General features: G+C 64.2%; 17 protein-coding genes and 1 tRNA gene. 5 read left to right on the top strand and 13 right to left on the bottom strand.

Annotated features, from left to right (window positions below; all coding sequences use genetic code 11):
• Positions 1 to 18 precede the first annotated feature (18 nt).
• The 5 genes from NV382_RS02290 to NV382_RS02270 form a co-directional block, all read right to left on the bottom strand.
• Positions 19 to 513 carry an Hcp family type VI secretion system effector gene (locus tag NV382_RS02290; protein ID WP_260598934.1) on the bottom strand — a complete coding sequence of 165 codons (495 nt, stop codon included), beginning with the start codon at positions 511 to 513 and terminating at the stop codon, positions 19 to 21.
• 54 nt (positions 514 to 567) lie between these two features.
• The gene (gene tssC, locus NV382_RS02285) at positions 568 to 2,061 is read right to left on the bottom strand and encodes a type VI secretion system contractile sheath large subunit (RefSeq protein ID WP_260598933.1); all 1,494 of its coding nucleotides are present in this window, start codon (positions 2,059 to 2,061) and stop codon (positions 568 to 570) included.
• Positions 2,062 to 2,097: 36 nt separating this feature from the next.
• Entirely contained in the window at positions 2,098 to 2,640 is a 543-nt protein-coding gene (tssB, locus tag NV382_RS02280; RefSeq protein ID WP_260598932.1) for a type VI secretion system contractile sheath small subunit, read from the bottom strand.
• 85 nt (positions 2,641 to 2,725) lie between these two features.
• Positions 2,726 to 3,739 carry a type VI secretion system protein TssA gene (gene tssA, locus NV382_RS02275; RefSeq protein ID WP_260598931.1) on the bottom strand — a complete coding sequence of 338 codons (1,014 nt, stop codon included), beginning with the start codon at positions 3,737 to 3,739 and terminating at the stop codon, positions 2,726 to 2,728.
• A gap of 31 nt (positions 3,740 to 3,770) precedes the next feature.
• Positions 3,771 to 4,541, bottom strand: coding sequence for an OmpA family protein (locus NV382_RS02270; protein WP_260598930.1), 771 nt, complete (start codon positions 4,539 to 4,541; stop codon positions 3,771 to 3,773).
• A gap of 193 nt (positions 4,542 to 4,734) precedes the next feature.
• Between NV382_RS02270 and NV382_RS02265 the strand changes: the two genes are divergently transcribed.
• The 3 genes from NV382_RS02265 to tagH are packed head-to-tail and all read left to right on the top strand — an operon-like array spanning position 4,735 to position 8,761.
• Positions 4,735 to 6,693 carry a type VI secretion system Vgr family protein gene (locus NV382_RS02265; protein ID WP_260598929.1) on the top strand — a complete coding sequence of 653 codons (1,959 nt, stop codon included), beginning with the start codon at positions 4,735 to 4,737 and terminating at the stop codon, positions 6,691 to 6,693.
• Positions 6,690 to 7,268 carry a DUF6931 family protein gene (locus tag NV382_RS02260; protein WP_260598928.1) on the top strand — a complete coding sequence of 193 codons (579 nt, stop codon included), beginning with the start codon at positions 6,690 to 6,692 and terminating at the stop codon, positions 7,266 to 7,268. Before NV382_RS02265 ends, NV382_RS02260 begins: the two co-directional genes overlap by 4 nt.
• The gene (tagH, locus tag NV382_RS02255) at positions 7,265 to 8,761 is read left to right on the top strand and encodes a type VI secretion system-associated FHA domain protein TagH (protein ID WP_260598927.1); all 1,497 of its coding nucleotides are present in this window, start codon (positions 7,265 to 7,267) and stop codon (positions 8,759 to 8,761) included. The genes NV382_RS02260 and tagH overlap by 4 nt, the downstream gene beginning before the upstream one ends.
• 97 nt (positions 8,762 to 8,858) lie before the next feature.
• On the opposite strand, the gene NV382_RS02250 is transcribed toward tagH, so the two are convergent.
• A complete protein-coding gene (locus tag NV382_RS02250; protein ID WP_260598926.1) occupies positions 8,859 to 9,491 on the bottom strand; it encodes a TetR/AcrR family transcriptional regulator in 633 nt (210 codons plus the stop codon).
• On the opposite strand from NV382_RS02250, the gene NV382_RS02245 reads away from it, so the two are divergent.
• Positions 9,481 to 10,581 (top strand): alpha/beta hydrolase family protein, encoded by a 1,101-nt coding sequence (locus NV382_RS02245; RefSeq protein WP_260598925.1) that lies wholly within the window; start codon positions 9,481 to 9,483, stop codon positions 10,579 to 10,581. The two genes, NV382_RS02250 and NV382_RS02245, sit on opposite strands and share 11 nt — an antisense overlap.
• A gap of 200 nt (positions 10,582 to 10,781) precedes the next feature.
• On the opposite strand, the gene NV382_RS02240 is transcribed toward NV382_RS02245, so the two are convergent.
• The 7 genes from NV382_RS02240 to NV382_RS02210 all read right to left on the bottom strand — a co-directional run bounded on the left by NV382_RS02240 (position 10,782) and on the right by NV382_RS02210 (position 18,109).
• Positions 10,782 to 11,519 (bottom strand): acid phosphatase, encoded by a 738-nt coding sequence (locus tag NV382_RS02240; RefSeq protein ID WP_260598924.1) that lies wholly within the window; start codon positions 11,517 to 11,519, stop codon positions 10,782 to 10,784.
• Complete coding sequence (locus NV382_RS02235) at positions 11,516 to 12,577, bottom strand: phosphatidylinositol-specific phospholipase C1-like protein (RefSeq protein WP_260598923.1); 1,062 nt, start codon at positions 12,575 to 12,577, stop codon at positions 11,516 to 11,518. The genes NV382_RS02240 and NV382_RS02235 overlap by 4 nt, the downstream gene beginning before the upstream one ends.
• Before the next feature lie 70 nt (positions 12,578 to 12,647).
• A complete protein-coding gene (locus NV382_RS02230; protein WP_260598922.1) occupies positions 12,648 to 15,653 on the bottom strand; it encodes a TonB-dependent receptor in 3,006 nt (1,001 codons plus the stop codon).
• A gap of 90 nt (positions 15,654 to 15,743) precedes the next feature.
• Positions 15,744 to 16,637 carry a FecR family protein gene (locus NV382_RS02225; protein ID WP_260598921.1) on the bottom strand — a complete coding sequence of 298 codons (894 nt, stop codon included), beginning with the start codon at positions 16,635 to 16,637 and terminating at the stop codon, positions 15,744 to 15,746.
• A complete protein-coding gene (locus NV382_RS02220) occupies positions 16,634 to 17,170 on the bottom strand; it encodes an RNA polymerase sigma factor (RefSeq protein WP_260598920.1) in 537 nt (178 codons plus the stop codon). Before NV382_RS02220 ends, NV382_RS02225 begins: the two co-directional genes overlap by 4 nt.
• Before the next feature lie 206 nt (positions 17,171 to 17,376).
• A complete protein-coding gene (locus tag NV382_RS02215; RefSeq protein ID WP_260598919.1) occupies positions 17,377 to 17,769 on the bottom strand; it encodes a barstar family protein in 393 nt (130 codons plus the stop codon).
• Between the two features lie 263 nt (positions 17,770 to 18,032).
• Positions 18,033 to 18,109: transfer RNA gene (locus tag NV382_RS02210), tRNA-Arg, on the bottom strand.
• Positions 18,110 to 18,189: 80 nt separating this feature from the next.
• Here NV382_RS02210 and NV382_RS02205 point away from each other — a divergent pair.
• On the top strand, positions 18,190 to 18,708 hold the full coding sequence (locus NV382_RS02205) for a hypothetical protein (protein WP_260598918.1): 519 nt from the start codon (positions 18,190 to 18,192) through the stop codon (positions 18,706 to 18,708).
• Positions 18,709 to 18,738: the final 30 nt, after the last annotated feature.

Here is an 18,738-nt window from a genome sequence, read left to right as displayed (position 1 = left end):
CTTCGCGGACGGACCCGATCAGCCTGCTTCGTTCTGACGGATGTCGTAATATGCCGTAACGACGCCGCCGTCCTTGCCGCCAGCCGCATTCTGCGCCTGATAGTCGAAGGTCACTTTGGCGCAGTTGAACGTCACCGATTCCATGATCGAGTCGCCACCCGACGAACCCGAATTGTGGATGTCGGAGATGATGATGTCTTCCAGCTTGATCTTGTAATAGGTCAGCGGATTGGCGCCATCACCGGCCTTCTGCGAGTAGATCACCGCTTCCTTGATGTGCTTGCCCGAGGCGCAGGCCTTGAACAGCAGCGGCGACGACTTGTCGACTTCCTTCTGGATGCGGATGTCGGAAATTTCCGCCTTGCCGGCACCACCGCCGGCGCCGCCAGTGTGGAACGAACCGTGCTGCACTGCACCAAAGTCGAACGAGATGATATCGATCTCGTCCTGGTGGTTCTTCTTGCGCGACTCGCCGTTCACACCATCAATTTTCAAGAACAGATCAACAGCCATGACTATCTCCTCTATCTCATAGGGGCTTCTTTGTTACGCCTATGTTACGTTGAATTACCCGTTCGACTTGGGCAATCTAGAAACCATGCTGAGGGCGATGTCCATCCCTTCTAGCTGGTAGTGCGGAACAAACATAAACTTACCAAGATAGAAACCAGGATTGGACTCGTCCGCCACGACCTCGATCGCGGCGTTCTTCAGCGGCAGTCGCGCCTTGGTTTCTTCACTCGACGTCGATGGCGAACCATCGACATATTGCAGCACCCAATTGTTCAGGTCCCGCTGAAGTTGATCCGCCTCGCGCGTGCCGCCCACCCAGTCGCGCACCATGCACTTCAGGTAATGCGCAAACCGGCAGCTGGCGAAGATGTACGGCAAGCGTGCCGACAGATTGGCGTTCGCCGTCGCATCCGCCCGGTCATAGGTCTTCGGCCGATGCAGCGTCTGCGCGCCGATGAACGTCGCCTGGTCGGTGTTCTTGCGGTGGATCAGTGCCATCAGCCCGGCGCTCGACAATTCCGCCTCGCGACGATCGGAGATGGCGATCTCCGTCGGGCACTTCAGGTCGATCCCGCCCTCGTCGGTCGGGAACATGGCCGTCGGCAGATCCTCGACCGTACCGCCGGATTCCACACCACGAATGCGCGTGCACCAGCCATACGTGTTGAACGCCTCGGTGATCCGCGTGCCCATCGCATAGGCCGCATTGATCCACAGATGGTTATCATGCTCGCCATCGGTTTCTTCCTCGAAATCGAACCCTTCCACCGGCTCCGATTTCGCACCGTATAGCGGACGACCGAGGAAGCGCGGCATCGCCAGCGCCATGTAGCGGCTGTCCTCCGACGCACGGAACGACCGCCATGCCAGGTAGTCCGTCGCGTCGAACAGCTTGCTGATGTCGCGCGGGTTGGACAGCTCGGTCCAGCTTTCCATGCCGAGCAATGCCGGCGCAGCAGCGGCGATGAACGGTGCGTGGCTGGCCGCGCCGATGCGCGCCAGGCCCTTCATCACTTCCAGGTCGGGCCCGGAATGGTCGAAGGTATAATCGCAGACGAAAGCGCCATAAGGCTGGCCGCCGAGTTGGCCGAACTCGGATTCGTAGATCTTCTTGAACAGCGGACTCTGGTCCCATGCCGCGTCCCGATATTGGCGGAACATCCGCCGGCATTCTTCCTTCGACATGTTCATGACCCGGATCTTCATGTCCTTGCCGGTCGACGTGTTCATGACGAGGTAGTGCAGTCCGCGCCAGCCGGATTCCAGCTTCTGGAATTCCTCGTGGTGGATGATCTTGTTGACCTGTTCGGTCAGCTTGCGATCGAGCGCGGCGCGCATCGCGTCCACCGTGGCGAACACGTCGCCACCGATCATCGCGGCGTTGGACAATGCCTGTTCGGCCAAGGTCTGCACCGCTTGCTCGATACGCGTCTTGCGCACGTCGTCGGCGGGCTTGAATTCCTTCTGCAGCAGCGCGGAAAAGTCGTCGAGCACGACCTCCTGATCCTGTGCCTGCGATCCTGCCTGGGAGAGCGCCTCTTGCGCCATATCGTCGTTCCAATCCGGTGTTGAAAGTTGATGCGCTTAGGTGGTCGGCTGCTCGGCCCCGTGCTCGGCAGCATCGTTCGCCGCGCCATCTGACTTGGCGGCCGACAGTGCCGACAGCAGCGCCGGATCCTTCAACACCTTGTCCAGCAGTTCCTGCGCACCGTTCTTACCATCCATATATGACAGTAAATCTTCGAGCTGCGTGCGCGCCTCGAGCAGCTTGGCGAGCGGCTCGACATTGCGCGCGATCGATCCCGGCGTGAAATCTTCCATCGAGTTGAAGGTTAGATCGACGGCCAGCTTGCCATCGCCGGACAGCGTATTATCGACGTTGAAAGCGGCGCGCGGCGCGATCGCTTCCATGCGCTGGTCGAAATTGTCCATGTCAAAGTCGACGAATTCGCGTGCTTCCGCTGCCTTGCGCTCGACATGGCTCTTGCCCGACAGGTCCGACATCACGCCCATCACAAAGGGCAGTTCGATCTTCTGCCGCGCGCCATAGGTTTCGACTTCGTATGCGATGTGCACACGTGGCGCCCTGTTCTCACGAATGAACCGCTGCCCGCTCTTGATTGCCACCCTAACGTCCCCTTCGATTTAAAAAATCGGCTTAGCCATAATACCCAGAAACGAATTTAGCTCCAACCGAAACGACTTTGTTGCACTACATGTCCGAATAGCCCGAATCGTCTACCCGGGCGACCAAGACGGCGCCGACATCGCTGACGCTGCTCGGCGCGATATCCTTGAGGATCGCCATGAAATCCATCGAGATCCAGCCACGGATGCGGCGCAATGCGATCGGGATTGGACTGGAAGGCTCGCGGCGCTGATAATAGTCGCCGATCGCATCCAGTGCCCGCATCACGTCTTCACGACTGTCGATACGGCCGGGCGCACGGGCCGAGTTGCTGCCGGCATCGTCGCTTTCGCTGACGTCTGCTACGTCGCTGTCCGCCTCCGGCGAGACGCTCGCGCCCATATAGGGCAGGATCGCTCGTCGGATCGCGGCAATTGCCTCGAGCGTCGGCGCGAAATTGGTCCCCAGATCGCCGGTCGCCGCAGCATGCACGCTCACCACCGCATCGGCCCGCCGCAATGCATCGTCGATAGCTTCCAGCCGCGACACGATCGCCTGCAGCGTTTCCAGCGACGTGTCGGCCATCGCGGCACGAAACATCCCGAAGCCCTCGGCGCTCTCGCCGTCACGCGCAAAACGGGCAAAGTCGTCGCCCGAATAGCTGCCGAGCCTAGGATGTTCGATCAGCATGGTCTGCTGCAACGGCCGCAGGAACTCGGCGATCCGCGTGAGCGATTCACAAGCGCCCTTGCGTCCTTGCAGCCCGTATTCCTCCAGCGTCGGGTGCACGCTGTCCCAATATTGCTCGAACAGGCCAGCGAGCAACGCACAACCCGTCTCGACCGTCTCGAGCGATCCGATACGCGTACCGGCGCGCGCCATGTAGACGGCCAGCCACACGTCCTTGGTGCGTGCGCTCTGCGCCTCGATCAGCCTGAGCGTCTCGCGCCAGTCGACATTCTCGTCCAGTTCCGACGAATAACCCTGCGTCTCGAACGCCTGCTCGATTGCCTGCCGCTCGGCATCATAGGACAAGTCCGGCCCGGCCGGCGCGTCGTCCGACACCGGCGCCAGCAAAACGCCAAGGGCCGTGCTCACGGTCGTTTACCTTTGCGAGCCACCATTATGCTCAGGGCAGCAGTGCGGCTTCGACGCGGCGGTTCTGCGGGTCGCTCGCGCGGTGTCCGCTGAGCGGCACATCCGGCCCAACCCCGCGCGCCACCAGCCGCGACCGGTCCACGCCGCGTGATGCCAGGAAATCGGCCACTGCCTGCGCACGCCGCGCCGACAATGCCATGTTGAGCGCCCGCCCGCCGCGCAGATCGGTATGACCTTCGATGACGAAGCGCTTGCCCGACAATTCCGGCCGCAGCATCGATTGCGCGAAGATCGCCGCCGACGCCCTGCCCTCGCTGCTGATCGTCGCAGAATTGAGCTCGAAACCGATCATCAGGTCGGCGCGGCGTGCCGTACCGGCGGCGCCGTTGCCATATTGGCGCGCCTGCGCTTCGCTATAGGCCGGCTTCGCCGAGTTCCGCGCCATCCACGCCGCCTCACGCGCCGAGCTGCGCCGTCCGGCGTCACCACGATAGTCGCGCCGACCTGCCCGGGCGGGTGTCGCCACGGCATTGGCGCGCGGCGCACTGATCGACGGACCATTGTTGTCGGCCGACGGCCTTGCCAGGCGGAATCCCTTGGTTGGAGGCGCGTCGCGCGTGACCGTCGCCTCGTCCGATTCCGGTCCGCACTTGCCGGTGAAGGTGCACACATAGCCCTCGACACTCGGGAGGGGCTTGGATTTCGGCTGCTCGGCCAATGCCGGCATCGCCAGCATGACCGATCCGGTCAACGCCAACCGTAACGATAGGAAGCCCATGTCGTATTCTCCGACCGACAGCACCACGCTCTATTCACTTAGCCTAAGCGCAACGTCGTGAAGCTGCAAGTTGGCATGATTAAGCGACCGTCAACAATAGTGTTTTAGCGGTGTCACCAGTAAACGCCGATCGTGGTTGTGCGCTTTCAGCGGCCTCTGTATTGACGATGCCGTACAGTGTCCGCCACGGTCACTACCGGTGCGAAGGAGTCCGATGGTGTCAAGCGCGACATCCCGTTTGACCCAGATGTCGATCGATGTCGGCGAACAGGTCGTACTGGAGCGAATCGAAAGCACGGAGGCGTTGAGCCGCCCTTTCCTGGTAACAGCCCAGATCATCTCGCCATTAGAGATCGATCTGCAGCCGCATCTCGGCAAACCGACCGCCCTGACGGTGCTCGAAGACGATCAGGTGCTGCGGCACTTTCATGGTCTGATCGTCTCCTCGGAATATGGCAAGGAAAGCACGAGCGGCCATCACTATCGTCTGACGCTGCAGCCCTGGACCTACTTCCTGTCACAAAATCGTGACATGGCGATCTTCCAGGATCTGACTGCGGTCCAGATCATCAAGCAGGTGTTCGAAGCCGCCGGCGTTTCGGACGTCGACTATTCGCGCCTGAGTAAGCCGCGGGTCACGCGCGGCTATACGGTGCAGTATCGCGAGAGTGACTTTACCTTCGCCTCCCGGTTGATGGAGGAAGAAGGCATCTATTATTACTTCCGCCACGATGCCGATCGGCACGTGATGGTGTTGTGCGAAGGGCCGCAGGGCCACAAGCCGGGCACGCCCGCCAAGCTCGAATACAATCCCAATTCGGTGTCGGTGTTCGCGGCGGAATCCACGGCCCGCTTCACCAAGCCGGCATCCCACCTGCAGAGTTTCACCGAGCGCGTGACGACCAGCGCGGAAAGCAAGGTCACTTACCGCGACTTCGACTTCGAATCGCCCGATAAGCCGTTGACCGCCGTTCATGCCGCCGAAGGAAACCACCCGCGCGACGATCGCGAGATCTTCCTGTATCCGGGGCGCTACACGCGCGAGAAGACCGGGCGCGAGGACCAGGAAAAGACCGGACAGGACCGCAGCCGCACCATCCTGGACGGGCTGCGCGCCAATCGCCGGGTCTTTTCGGGCACGTCGCAGGCGAGCGGCCTGTCCTGCGGGTCGACGGTCTCGGTTACCGGGCACCCCGCGGACCGGATGAATGCATCCTACCTGATCACCTCCACCTATCACAGCATCGCCGCCGAAACCTATCGTTCGGGCGAGCAGGAAGACGAAGTGGAGTATAACGTCCGCTTCGACGCAATCCCGGCCGATACCGTGTTCCAGGCGCCGCAGACCACGGAGCGGCCGGTGGTACAGGGCCTCGAATCCGCGATCGTCACCGGGCCGGCCGGCGAGACGATCTACACCGACGAATATGGCCGGGTGAAGGTACGCTTCCACTGGGACCGCGGTACCACGCCGGGCGAGAAATCCACCTGCTGGATCCGCGTGTCGCAGACCGGCGGGCTCGGCAATCTGATCCTGCCGCGTGTCGGGCATGAAGTGCTCGTCGATTTCCTCAACGGCGATCCCGATCGCCCGCTGGTCGTCGGGCGTGTGTTCAACAAATCGCACATGCCGATCTACCCGCTCCCGGCGAACAAGACGCGCGCGCTGTGGCGGACGCAGCGCTACGGCGATGCCGGCCAATATCCCCAAGCACGCGCGCTCGACACCGGCGCGCCGGGCGCCAACGAGATCCGCTTCGAGGACAAAGGCGGGGTCGAGGAGATGTTCGTCCACGCCGAACGCGACCAGAACGTGCGCGTCCGGTTCGATCAGACGCATCATGTCGGCCATTGCCAGGAAGAGATTGTCGGTCATGACCGCAAGTCCGAGATCGGCAATGACGAACATGGCAAGATCGGCAACAATCGCCTGACCGAGGTCCATATCAACGATACGCTGAAGGTCGGCCAGACGTTGGTCGTGCAAGCCGGACAAAGCATCCTGATCGAGGTCGGGCAGTCGCGCATCTTCATGACGAAGGACGCGATCAGCATCAGTGCCGACAACGTCTACATCACCGGTAAGCTCGATATGCTGGTCCGGGGGATGAACACCGTCGTGAAGGCGGGTGCGCAGCTGTTGCTCAAGGGCGTCAAGACGATGATCAATCCATGAACCCCTGGCCTGCGATCAAACTTACCCAGGCGCGGCAAGTGGCGTTGCTGCTGGACGGCGATCTGGACGAGAGCGAATTGCCCGACGACGCGATCGACGTTCAGGCCGGCTATGTCGCGATCAAAGGGAACGGCAGTGCAGCCGATGCGGTCGATTATATCGGGCACGCGCTGCCTCGGCTGGAGGCAGTGGCGTGGGCGGCGCAGGTGCTCGACCGCGAATCCCGCGTGCGTGAATTGCCGGTGCGTGACCGGCTGGCGCTCGACCATGCGCTGCGCTGGCTCGACGAGCCGAGCGACGCCAACCGCCGAGCGACGCAGGTCGCCGCGCTGGCGGCCAATCCGCGCAGCGCCGAACATCGCCTCGGCCTGGCGGTATATTATTCGGGCGGATCGATCGCCGATCCGGGCATGCCGCCTCTGCTCGCACCACCCGAGGCCTGCCTGCGTTACGCCGTTGCAGCAGTAAAGTCCGCGGCGTTTCGGACGGACGCACCCGCCACGGTCCTCGGCAGCGCCTTGGCGCTGGCCGAACGTGCGGCGGAAGGCGGATTGCCGGCGCTGACAGCGGCATGACTCTGACCCTCGCGATCCGCAATGTCGCCGGGCTCGACAATGGCATGCCGGTCGAGTTCGTCCTGCATCGCCGCGGCGCGGTGATCGGCCGCTCGCCGACCTGCGACTGGAGCCTGCCCGACCCACGCAACCACATCTCGTCGCGGCATTGCGAAGTGGCGTTCGATGGGCAGCATTATGTCCTGACCGATCTCAGCACCAACGGCACCTTCCTGAACGGCGCCAGCGAACGGCTCGCTTCACCGCACCGGATTGCCGAGGGCGACGTGCTACAGATCGGCCAATATGAAGTGGGCGCCAGGCTCAGCGGCCAATCGGCAATCCGCGATGAAGAACCGCCCGCAGCGCAGCCCTGGCGTGGCTGGGACGACGGTGCTGCCGTCGCCGAACGCCCAGCCGCGTCGCCCTCCGGCTGGGCCTCGCCTGCGCCGTCCCCGTCTGGTGCCAGCGCCGGCTGGCAACCACAGCTTGGCCCGTCACTTGCGCGCACCGATCAGCCGCGCGTGTCGCCATCGCCCGTGTCCGGTGGCTGGGCCGCCCCCGTTGCGCCGGTGGAGGCGCCGGTCTCCTCGGCCTGGTCCGCCCCGATCCCGGCGGCGGAACCCGCCTCGGGCTGGTCGAGCGCCGCGCCCGATCGCCCGTCCGCCCCCTCCCCCGACGACGTGTGGGGGCGCATCGCCGAAGGCAATGTGGTCGATTGGGCACGCGGCGGATTTGGCCAGCCGGTCGAGCCGCCCCGCGACCCGCTGGGTCTGGCGCCGCCCGCCGCGCGCGCCGCGCTGCCGGCGGAGACGCCGCAGATCGCACGTTTCGGCGCCAACGATGGCTGGGGCGCGCCTGCTTCGCCAGCCGAACCGGCAGTACCTACACAACAATCCCCGACACCGCAGTCCCCGCCGCCTGCGCCAGCGGCTCCCGCCGGTGCCGAGCAGCTTGTCAGCGGGGCTGGCCTGGCGCCGACGCAGGTCGAGGATCACTCGCCCGCGCTGCTCGCCCGCAGCGGTCGCCTGCTGCACCGGCTGGTCGCCGGCCTGGTCGTGATGGTCGAAGCGCGCGCCCGGGCCAAAGCCCAGCTCGGCGCCGAGACGACCGCCTTCAATCCGGCCGGCAACAATCCGATCAAGTTCGCGCGGACGCCCGAAGAAGCGCTGGCCATGCTGCTCAATCCGCCACAGCGCGGCTTCATGGACGCCGAACGCGCGATCGAGGATGCCTTTGTCGATCTTCAATCGCACCAGATGGCCACGCTCCGCGCGATGCAGGGGGCGCTCAAGGCAACGCTCGACCGCTTCTCGCCCGCCGCGATCCGCAGCCGCGCCGAGTCGGGCGGGCTGCTCGAACGCATCCTGCCCGGCGCGCGCGATGCTGCGCTATGGCAAGCTTATCAGAAGGAGTTTGGCGGCGTCGCCCAGGGTTCGGACGAGGCCTTCATGGACGTCTTCGCCAAGGAATTCCGCCGCGCCTATAACGATCAGGCCCGACGGGAGGGCTGAGGCGGCAGGGTGCGAACAGAGCGATCCGCTCCGTCATTGGTTCGCCAACACGGACGAGCCGGCTGATATCACAGCCCAACAATCACAGCTTGAACGGCTAATCTTGGCGAATTGCGGCGACAGTCCCAGGCGGCTGTCCGCGGCGTAAACCGTCGATCAGCAGGTCCAAGATTCGCCCGACATGCGCCGTGCCATCCTCGCCTGTCGCCATGGCAAGATTCCCGATCGCGCGCAAAAGGTCATAAGGCTCGACGTCGTCCCGTCCTTCCCCCGCTGCGGCCGCTGCACCCAGCAGGCAGGCAAGTGCGGGCTCGAAGTGAGCACGGAAATAGGCCGGCAGCGCGTCGAACGCCGGATCGCCAGAATGGAGTGCTGCCGCGAGCCCCTTCTTCGTGCCCAGGAATTGCGCGTAACGCTTTAGCCAGCGTTCCAGCGCTTCTCCAGGTCCATAGCGCGCAGCCAACGTCGCGGCTTCTGCCGCGCACGCATCGACCTCGCGGCGAAACACCGCCGCGATCAAGTCAGACCGCTTTGGAAAGCGGCGGTAGAGCGTCCCCATCCCAACCCCGGCGCGATCCGCGATCTGCCTGACGGTCGCATCGACGCCCTCCTCCGCAAAGAGAGATTTGGCTGCTTCCAGCACGGCATCCTCATTACGCTGAGCATCAGCACGCACCCGCCGCTTTGGCGCGGCTTCTGCATCACCGCCGGCTTCCACAATGTCCGTCAAAAAACCCATCCGTCAGAAAGTACTTGCCATGCGGAGCATTGCTCCGCAGATAGCAAATGCGGAGCAACGCTCCACTTGCCGTGATAGCCAACTCCTGCCGGCTTGCCAACAACGAAGCGAGATTCGACCCATGAACAACCTTATCGACAAGGCGCGGCATCTCCCCATCAACGCAGCGGTCGCCACGATTTCGATCAGTCCGGTGACGCTGCCGATGCCCGGGCGGGACCAGCCACTCGAGCTCCGGATCACCGCGCCGGCGACCGGTCGTGACCTTCCCCTCATCCTGCTGTCGCACGGCCATGGTCCGTCGCTCTACATCGCGTCGAAGGACGGTTATGGCCCGCTCGCGAACTTCCTGGCAGAGCATGGCTTCGTCGTCATCCAGCCGACCCACGCCAATTCTAAGGTCGGCGGCCTTGCCCCTGACGGTCATGGCGGCCCTCTTTTCTGGCAGGAACGCGTCGAGGAACTGACCTGCATCGTCGATCAGCTGCAAGCCATCGACGCGACAGTGCCGGTGCTCACTGGCCGAATGGATCGCGAGCGGATTGCCGCTGTCGGTCACTCGCTGGGCAGCCACACTGTCAGCCTGCTGCTCGGGGCGAGATTGACCTCCCCCGACGAACCGGCTGCCGGGCGCGACATGCGGGAGCCCCGCATCAAGGCCGGCGTGTTGCTCGCCGGGCTGGGCCGCGGGGAGGATCTCGATGGACCCATGGGGCTGCGCTATCCCGCACTGAGCCTCGGCTTTTCACCCATGACGACCAAGTCCCTCGTCGTGTTCGGCGACGAAGACGTCAGCCCGCACCTGACGACCCGCGGCGCCGACTGGCATGCCGATCCTTTTCATGCTCCCGGCGCCGACAGCCTGCTTACCTTGTTCGGGGCCAAGCACGGGCTGGGCGGTATTGCCGGCTATGATGCCAAAGAGACGGACGATGAAGATCCTGATCGTCTCGGCACGACGCAACGCATGACGTGGGCATATCTGCGTTCTGCTTTATACCCCGGCGACCCCGCTTGGCAGAACGCATGTCTAGCCCTGAAGGATGAGGCGGCCGAGCTCGGCAAAGTGGATCACAAGTGAACTTGAGCTCTTATCGCAATTCGACAGTGACAGGCTTGTCGCTGTCCTCAACTTGCCGCCACCGGCGGAGTTCTGAGTTCCCAAGTTCGGACGTTCATTCGCGGAGATTTCCGGCTAATGCGTCCCGCTTGCGGACCGGCCGCAGGAACCGTGACTGCCCGTCTGACGTGACGCTGCGATAGTCCGGATGCCCGTGCCACTCAGTCCGCCTTTGCCTCGCGAGAGCAGCGATCTGGGTTCGGAGACGATGCGACGCCCCGCAGCGCCGCTAGCTCCGCGCGCGCGGCACCCGCGTCGGCGCGAAATTCCGGCGTGCTATGCCAGGCGGCGACCAATGAGCTACCCGCTAAAAATCCCGCCTCCACCGCGCTGCGGCTATGCGATCCACAAATGAAACGGCTTTCGCCATAGATCCGACCGCGCCGCAGGATTGCGGTTGCACGTTCGGGCACGAGTTCGGCAAGCACGAGAGCCGTCGACCAGCCGGTCGAGGTGTGGCCAGAGGGATAATCGCCATTGCGCGCCAGATGGTCGGTCTTTGCCTCGCAGATCGCGCCGGGCTGGTCGAGATAGGGACGTCTCACCGCAAAGCCGCTCTTTGCGCCGCCGACCATGCCACCATCATTCATGCGCGCAAACAGCGTTGCGAGTTTGGGCGCGCTCCTGGCGTCGAGCTTCATCCCCAGCGCACAGGAAAAGACCGTGAAGCGGTCATCGGTGACGTCGTCGCTCGCCAGCCGCCAGCGGTCGCTTCCCTGCAGCGCGCGCGTTGCGCGAGAGGTCGCCAGATCGTCGGCGGCGCGCGGTGATCCGACACGCGGCGGGGCCGGGAGCACCTGCAGGAGGTCCGGGACCGGCTTGCCGTCGAGATAACCCGGCAGGGGCTGGTCCGCCGCTGCCAGCAGCAGCGCCACAAGCGAGAGCACAGCCGCCTTCACTTGCCGGCCTCCAGATTGCCACAGCCGGCCGGTCGCCGGACGGGATTGCAGCGCGCCACAAGGCCTCCGGGAGACTGCACGCGATAGCCGCCAGCGAACCGTGGATCGGCCCAGAGATAGTCGGTTGACACGAATTGCGCACCGCCCGCCAGCGCTGCGTCGCGTGGCCGCGTGTCGTTGGCGCGCGCCTCGCTCGTGTTCGCGTCGGCGCGGGTGCGGACGAGATACCCTGCCGTCACGTCGCGGCGGATTCGTTCGGCATCGCCGATCGGATCGTTGAGCGTCAGATAGGCGGCGGCTGGCGATTGCTCGTCCGTGTTGATGAAGAACACCCGTCCCTCCAGCGATTTGCGCGCACCGCGATAAACCGCGACCTTGGCCGGCGGCTCGTCGAGCGCGAACAGGATTTTGCCGCGCGACGCTTCTAGCAGCGGCCAATTACCGGCCAGCACCGCATCACGCAGCGTCGGAAACTTGCCCTGGACATCGTCGGGCGTGATCAGCTTGTCCGGCTTCAGCACCGACCGTATCTCGGCGTCGAGCGCATCATAGGCAGCCGCGTCGAACGGCAGCGCGTCGATGCCGCCCCGCGCGGCATTCTGTTCGTCCTTGGCATTGAACATCAGCAGGATCGGCACGTGGCGCGGATGGGCATCGGACCACGCGCGGATCGCCTGCAGGCACTCGGTCAACAGGACGCAGCTCGACCCGTTGTCGATGCCTGGAATGTGCAGCACCTTGAAGCCGCGCCGGCGCAGTTTGGGATCGCTCGATCCACGCGCATAATGGCCGCCCGCAGGATCATAGTTTACATCGAGCTCCAATTGCCTGGCGCCGGCATCGAGTTGCTCGGCGAGCGGGCGGTGCGCATAGTCGAGCGCATCCGCCATCTGCGGATTGGTCGCACGCAGCTTCGCCATTGTCTCCGTCGGCATGGCCAGCTTGTAGCTGTTATGAGTGCCGATCACGGCAATGTCGTTGATGCGTGGAGGTGGCTGCTCCTGGGCGGCGGCCGGCGCGGCGAGTAGAAACGCGACGCTGCCGAGGGCGGTACGCATGGTCATCTCCAAGCAAGCTCCCCTCCCTGCGATCAGGGAGGGGAGCATCAGAACGTCATCGAACGCGCGCTCAGAATTCCGCGCTGAAGCCGAACGTGAAGGTGCGGCCGCTGGTGGTATAGACCTCGGGGCGCATGGCATCCATGTTGGCGAACTGCTGGATCGGCTCGTTCGTCAGGTTGATGCCCTCGGCGATCAGGCGGATGCCGGGGCGCAGGTTGAAATGCGCCTGGAAGTCGACATTGTTGGTCGCCTTGATGCCGCCACCCGAATTGGCCAGCGCATTGCCCGCCCCGGTCAGGTAGCGACTGCGATACGCATCGGAGACGCGCGCGCCCCATACCGGATTCTCGTAATACAGCGTCGCGTTGAACGCCCATTTCGAGAGATTGTCGAGCGGCAGCACGCGCGAGCTGGTCACCCCGCCGGTGGTGTAGAACGCGGTACGTTTCCCTTCGAACCACGTGCCATTGGCAGTGACGCCGAGATTCTTGAGCGCGCCGGGCAGGAACGTGAAATCGTGCTGAAACGCTACCTCGACGCCCTTGATGTCGGCGCCCGGCCCATTGATCGGCTGGCTCACGTCATATGGCGTATTGGCGTCCTGCCCCTGGATCAGCAGCGACAGCGGCAGGCCGCTCTCGCCATAAGGGATCTGCTTCGACGAGGAGGTGATGAAGCTATCCATGCTCTTGTAGAACGCGCCGATCGAGGCGAAGCCGTGCCGGCCCATATACCACTCGACCGACCCTTCGACCGATGTTGCCTTATAAGGCTTGAGGAATGGGTTGCCGAGGGTCAGCGAGCCGCCATTGGGCCGGGTGGTGATCGATCCCGCCGCGGCGAGATCGCCCAAGCCCGGACGGTTGACGTTGCGGCTGGCGCTGAGGCGCACCACCACGTCCTCGGCCACGTCGAGCGCGACATTGGCTGCGGGCAGCCAACCCTTGCTGTTGGTCTCGATCACCACCGGTACGAAGCCGGCGCCGGTCGCAAGGTTGCCCGATGAGGTCAGGTCGGTGGAATAATAGCGCAGGCCGGCATTGGCGCGCAGCCGCATACCGGCCACCTGCGTGTCGAGATCGAGCTGCGCGAAGCCGGCCCAGGTATCTTCGTCCACGCGATAATCGCTGCCGGCCTGCAGATTGGCCGCGGTCAGATTACGCTTGTCGCCGATCAGCGCATAGGTGCCGTCGACATTGCCCACGATATATTGGAGTAGCGTGTCGACCGGCACGGTATGCTTGAGATCGTTGGGGATCGGCGTGACCGTGGGCACATTGTGGAACACCTTGTTCGCCGAGGTATAGCCGCTGTTGACGAACGCCTTGTATTCGCCGCCGATCTTGAACGTCAGCGCGTCGTCGAGGCGATAGGCAGCGTCGAGCTTGCCATTCTTGTAGCGACTGGTGACTTCGTTCTCCTGCACGTCCAGCCGCTGCAGCGCCCAATTGTTGGGGTCCGTCAGGTTGATGCCGTAGCTGTTGACCGGAATGGTCGGGCGGACGTCGTAGCTGAACGCCGTGTTCTTGGCCTCCATGAACACCTTGTCGAACACCGGCTGCGCGAAGTCCGATTCCTCGAAGCCGCCGAGCGCGTGGATCGTCAGGCGATCGCTGACGTCCCAACTGGCATTGGCGACTGCCTGGTAGAAGTCGGTGTGGTTCTTGACGATGTGATGTTCCGACCGCAGGTCGATGCCGGTGAAGCTCGCCGCGCGCAACGTGTTGCTGTCGTCGATCACCGCGCTGCGGATGATCTGCGTGCCGCCGATCGAGGTGCCGGTGAGCGGATTGGCGCCCGCAGTGGCGAGTGCATAATCGTCGCGCCTGTCCCACAGCCGGCCGTAGAGCAGATCGACGTCGAGCTTGAAATTGTCGCCCGGATGATATTGCAGCGCCGAGGTGACGCCGAGCCGCTTGCGATCGGTATACCAGCTCGACGGCGACTGGGCGGTCGATTGCCACACGCCGCCGAGCAGCTTCGTGCGCGTCGCGGCATCGATCTCGGGGCCGATATTGGCGGCGTTATACTTGGTCAGTCCCCAGCCCCAGTTGCGATAGCCATATTCGTTGCTGCGGATGTTGCTGTAGGCGGCGGAGACCAAAACGCCGAGATCGCCCCAACGGCCCGATGCCAGACCGACCAGCCGCGGTGTTACGCCATTGGTGTTGGTGTTGGTCTGCCCCTTGGCGGAGACGACGAACTTGCTGCCCGTATAATCGAACGGCTTGGCGGTGGTGAGCTGCACCGTGCCGGCGATGCCGCCCTCGTCCTGCTCGGCAGAATAGGATTTCTGCACCGCGACGCGGCTGAACAATTCCGACGCGAACAGGCTATAGTCGAACGAGCGCGAGCGCGAGACGTTGCCGCGATTGTCCATGCCCGATGCCGTGTTGCCCAGCACTTCCATGCCGTTCAGCTGCGTGCGGGTGAAATCGGCGCCGAGCCCGCGCAACGCGATCTGGCGGCCCTCGCCGGTGTCGCGCGTGATGGTGATGCCGGGGATACGCTGCAGCGATTCCGCCAGGTTCAGATCCGGAAAGGCGGCGATATCGGTGGCGACGATATTATCCTGCGCGCCGACCGCGCCGCGCTTGAGCTGCAGCGCCTCGGCGATGCTCTGACGATAGCCGGTGACGACGATCTCGGATCCGGCCTCTTCCGCATTGACATTGCCCCCATAGGACCCGTCCTGCACCGGCGCAGCCGCCAGCGCCGCTGGCTTCGCGATCGGACGCGCAGCCAACGGCTTGGGCGCGCGTTTCAACACCGCCATGCTGCCCCGCACTGCGACCACCAGATCGGTGCCGCGCAGCAGCTGGTTGAGCGCCTCGCGGGAGGTGAAGGCGCCCCGCACCCCGCCAGTCCGCCGCCCGGCCACCACTGCCGGCGCGGCGACCACCTGCATTCCGCTGACGCGCGAAAATTGCGACAATGCTGCGCGCAGATCCGATGCCGCGATGTCGAAGCGCATCGCACTTCCGGCGACAGGCTCGGGTCGGGCCTGGGCAGCGACCGGCATTGCCAGCGCGACCGCCAGCGACAGAAACGAAACCCCCTTAAGATACGTCATGTTTTCCCTCCGCTCGACGCACATGCGCCACGAAGCAGAAGACGGGCGCGATGCCGGATCAGGACAAAAGAATTTTGTTGCACTGCAGCGTCATTTAGAAGGCAGTTTCGCGTCACCCTTGCCCGCTGCGACCAGGCGCAAACTGCCGCCGTCCCCGATGACGTCGAAGCCATAGACCTCACCGATGGCCTCGAGCAGGTCAGCAGCATCGTCGAGCTTGAAACGGCCCGACAGTGGCAGGCTGGCAAGATGCGGCGGTGGCGGTTCAATCAGCGGCCCGCGCCGGCGGTTGAGCTGCTCGACCAGCTCGCCGAGCAGCATGTCGTCGGTATCGACCCAGGACTGCCGCCGGTCCTGCTGCGTTGCATCGAAGCGCGTTGGTGCGGCGACCGCGCCCTGTACGAAGCTCGAACGCCAGCCGGCTGGTACGTCGACGCCGCGACTGCCGCTTGCCTTGTCCCCAAACCGAACCCGGCCACGATAGACGGAAAGTTTCACGGCGCGCGCGCCGATGTCGATCGAGAAGGCAGTGCCGAGCACGTTCGTACTCGACGCGCCTGCCCGCACGACGAAGGGCCGATCACGGTCATGCGCGACATCGAAATACGCCGCGCCACGGCGCAGATCGACCACACGCGCCCCGTCGTTGATGCGGACGTCGAGGCTGGTCGCGCCGTCGAGGTCCACGCGCGAGCCGTCGGCGAGGTTGACCGCGCGTTGTTCGCCCCTTTGTGTCTCGATATGCTGGACGATGGCGGCTGCAGGTTGAAGCACCCGCCCCTGCCAGAACCCGAGGCCCACCGATGCCACCAGCACGGCACTGATCCCGGTACCGACGACGCGTCGGCGCGTCTCGCGCATCCCGCGTAGCGCTTCATTCGAGAGGCGGCCTGTCGCCGCTACGGCTGCGAGCGCCTCACCGAGGGCGGGGTCATCCAGAATCCCGGCATCTGCCGTTTTGTGCGGCGCGGCGCGGCGTGTCATGCGGCGCCCCCTGCCGGCAACCCACGGCGCTCCAGCGCGTGCCGCAGATCGGCTGATGCGCGCGTGCAATGCTTGTCCACCGCGGCGATCGTCATGCCGAGGTCGGCCGCCACGACCGCGCCGGACATCCCGTCCAGCCGACGCCGGAGGAAAATCTCGCGACGCAGCGGCGGCATGACCTTGAGCGCGCGGATCAGTATCTCGACCCGCTGCCGATAATCGAGCATCTCTTCCGCGCGCGGCAGCGGGCACGCTATGTCCTCGACGAGTTCGGCCCCCGCCGGTTGCGTGCGCAGCCCGCGAAAATGGTCGCGCACCAGGTTGCGTGCAACGGCGAAGCAGAAGGCGGCCGCGTCGGCAACGGGACGGGTACGGCGATAATCGTACATCCGGAGATACGTCTCCTGGACGATATCCTCGCCCAACGCCTGGTCTCGCAACCGTCCGTTGACGAAGCGATGCAAGGCCTGCCGCAGTTCGACTTCCTGCGCAGTGGCCGCACGCCGTTCCGTGACCGCTGAGACCTGGTTCATCAGACCGACCGCCGCGGCAAGGACCGCGCCGGCCGCTTCGGCATACGCTTGTTGTTATGCCCACAGATCGGAGGTTGGCGCCGGTTCACCGCGCGGCGTTACGGGTGGGGTGTGAAAGCCCGATGACAGCACTGCGTCCGTCCGGCTTGCCGGCGAGTACAGCGGCTCAGGATCTCACCATGAGGAGTGATGATCGTTTCGCATCATCAGGCAGCGACGAGTTCTATGTTCGGGTGTTCAGCGATGATCGCCACGACGATCTCGAAATAGGTCTTCCCGCGGCCTTCGTCGAGCGCCTCGAGCTGACCGGCAGCCAGTTTGGCGTTGTACAATTCCGGTCGGTCTAATTTCCCCTGGAGGAAGGTGCGCGTAACCTCGACACCGAGTCTCGCCCGGCTTTGATCGATGTCCTGCCAAACCAGCCTGATCGGTTCGCCTCCGCTGATCGCTCCGTAGCCGCCGCGCAGCATGTCATCGAATGCGTCGAGACTTTCGCCGAGTGTCCAGCCCTCGCCGGACATGAAAACTCGGTTGATCTCGTCATAGAAAGACGGGATATCATGAATATGGGTGCCGATGATGGTCAGCATCTTCGTCATGGTTCACTCTCTGCTCGGCTCAGGTCCAACCGCTACTTAATGCCGGAGCTCAGTGCCCCCATCGGCGCGTTGCACAGCACGGGCGCATGGATCGCGCAGCGCTGGTCTGCTCGGAACGGACTCGCCGCCTTACGTCGCGGCCTTCAACCCAGACTATCGCGCTGCCGCCGATCGTCGACCCGGTGCTTGCATGGTGGTTTTCTGGTGCAAAAAAGCCGGATCATCACTGACCCGGCCCTTGCCCGCGAGATCGCGGAAATAAGTGGTGCACCCAGAGCGATTCGAACGCCCGACCCTCAGATTCGTAGTCTGATGCTCTATCCAGCTGAGCTATGGGTGCGTGGAGGCGGTTCTCTAGTAGCGGATTTCGATGGGCGCAAGCGTTGCTTGTACCTTTCTGCACGCATAAGGCGATTTATGATGATCAGCCCGTCCTTCCGCCTTCGCCTGGCAGCGCTTTGCACCCTGCCTTTGCTCGCCACCGCCTGCGCCGAGCAGGCCAGTGGGCGCTTCCCGTCGCTGCTGCCCCGCCCGATCGAAAGCCGCAGCGACGCCGAGCCTGTCGTGGCGATACCCGTCGCCGCGCCGGACCCGGCGCTGGATGCAACGATCGCGAAGATGTTGGCGGCTGTCGCCACTACCAAGCGGGACTTTGCCGTTGCCGCCGCGCGGACCGACGCGGCAGCCAGGCGGGCGAAGGGCGATAAGGTAGGCGGTGAGCAGTGGATCGAGGCGCAGACCGCGCTGGCCGAACTGGACGTGTATCGCGCAACGAGCCTCGGCCTGGTCACAGACCTAGAGGAGGCAGCACTCGGGCGCGCCGCCGACGCGAAGCCACCCTACCCTGCACTAGAGGCGGCACAGGCCGCCGCACAGGCGGAGCTTGATGCAGAATCTGCGCATATCCAGCGACTGCAAGCGTCTCTACCCGAGGCCTAGAGCCCAGTGATCGGGATTGATCCACGACCA

This window comes from Sphingomonas endolithica, from assembly GCF_025231525.1.
GTDB lineage: Bacteria > Pseudomonadota > Alphaproteobacteria > Sphingomonadales > Sphingomonadaceae > Sphingomonas > Sphingomonas endolithica.
The sequence above is the reverse complement of the archived record's forward strand: the minus strand, read 5'-3'. Positions and strand labels throughout refer to the sequence as shown.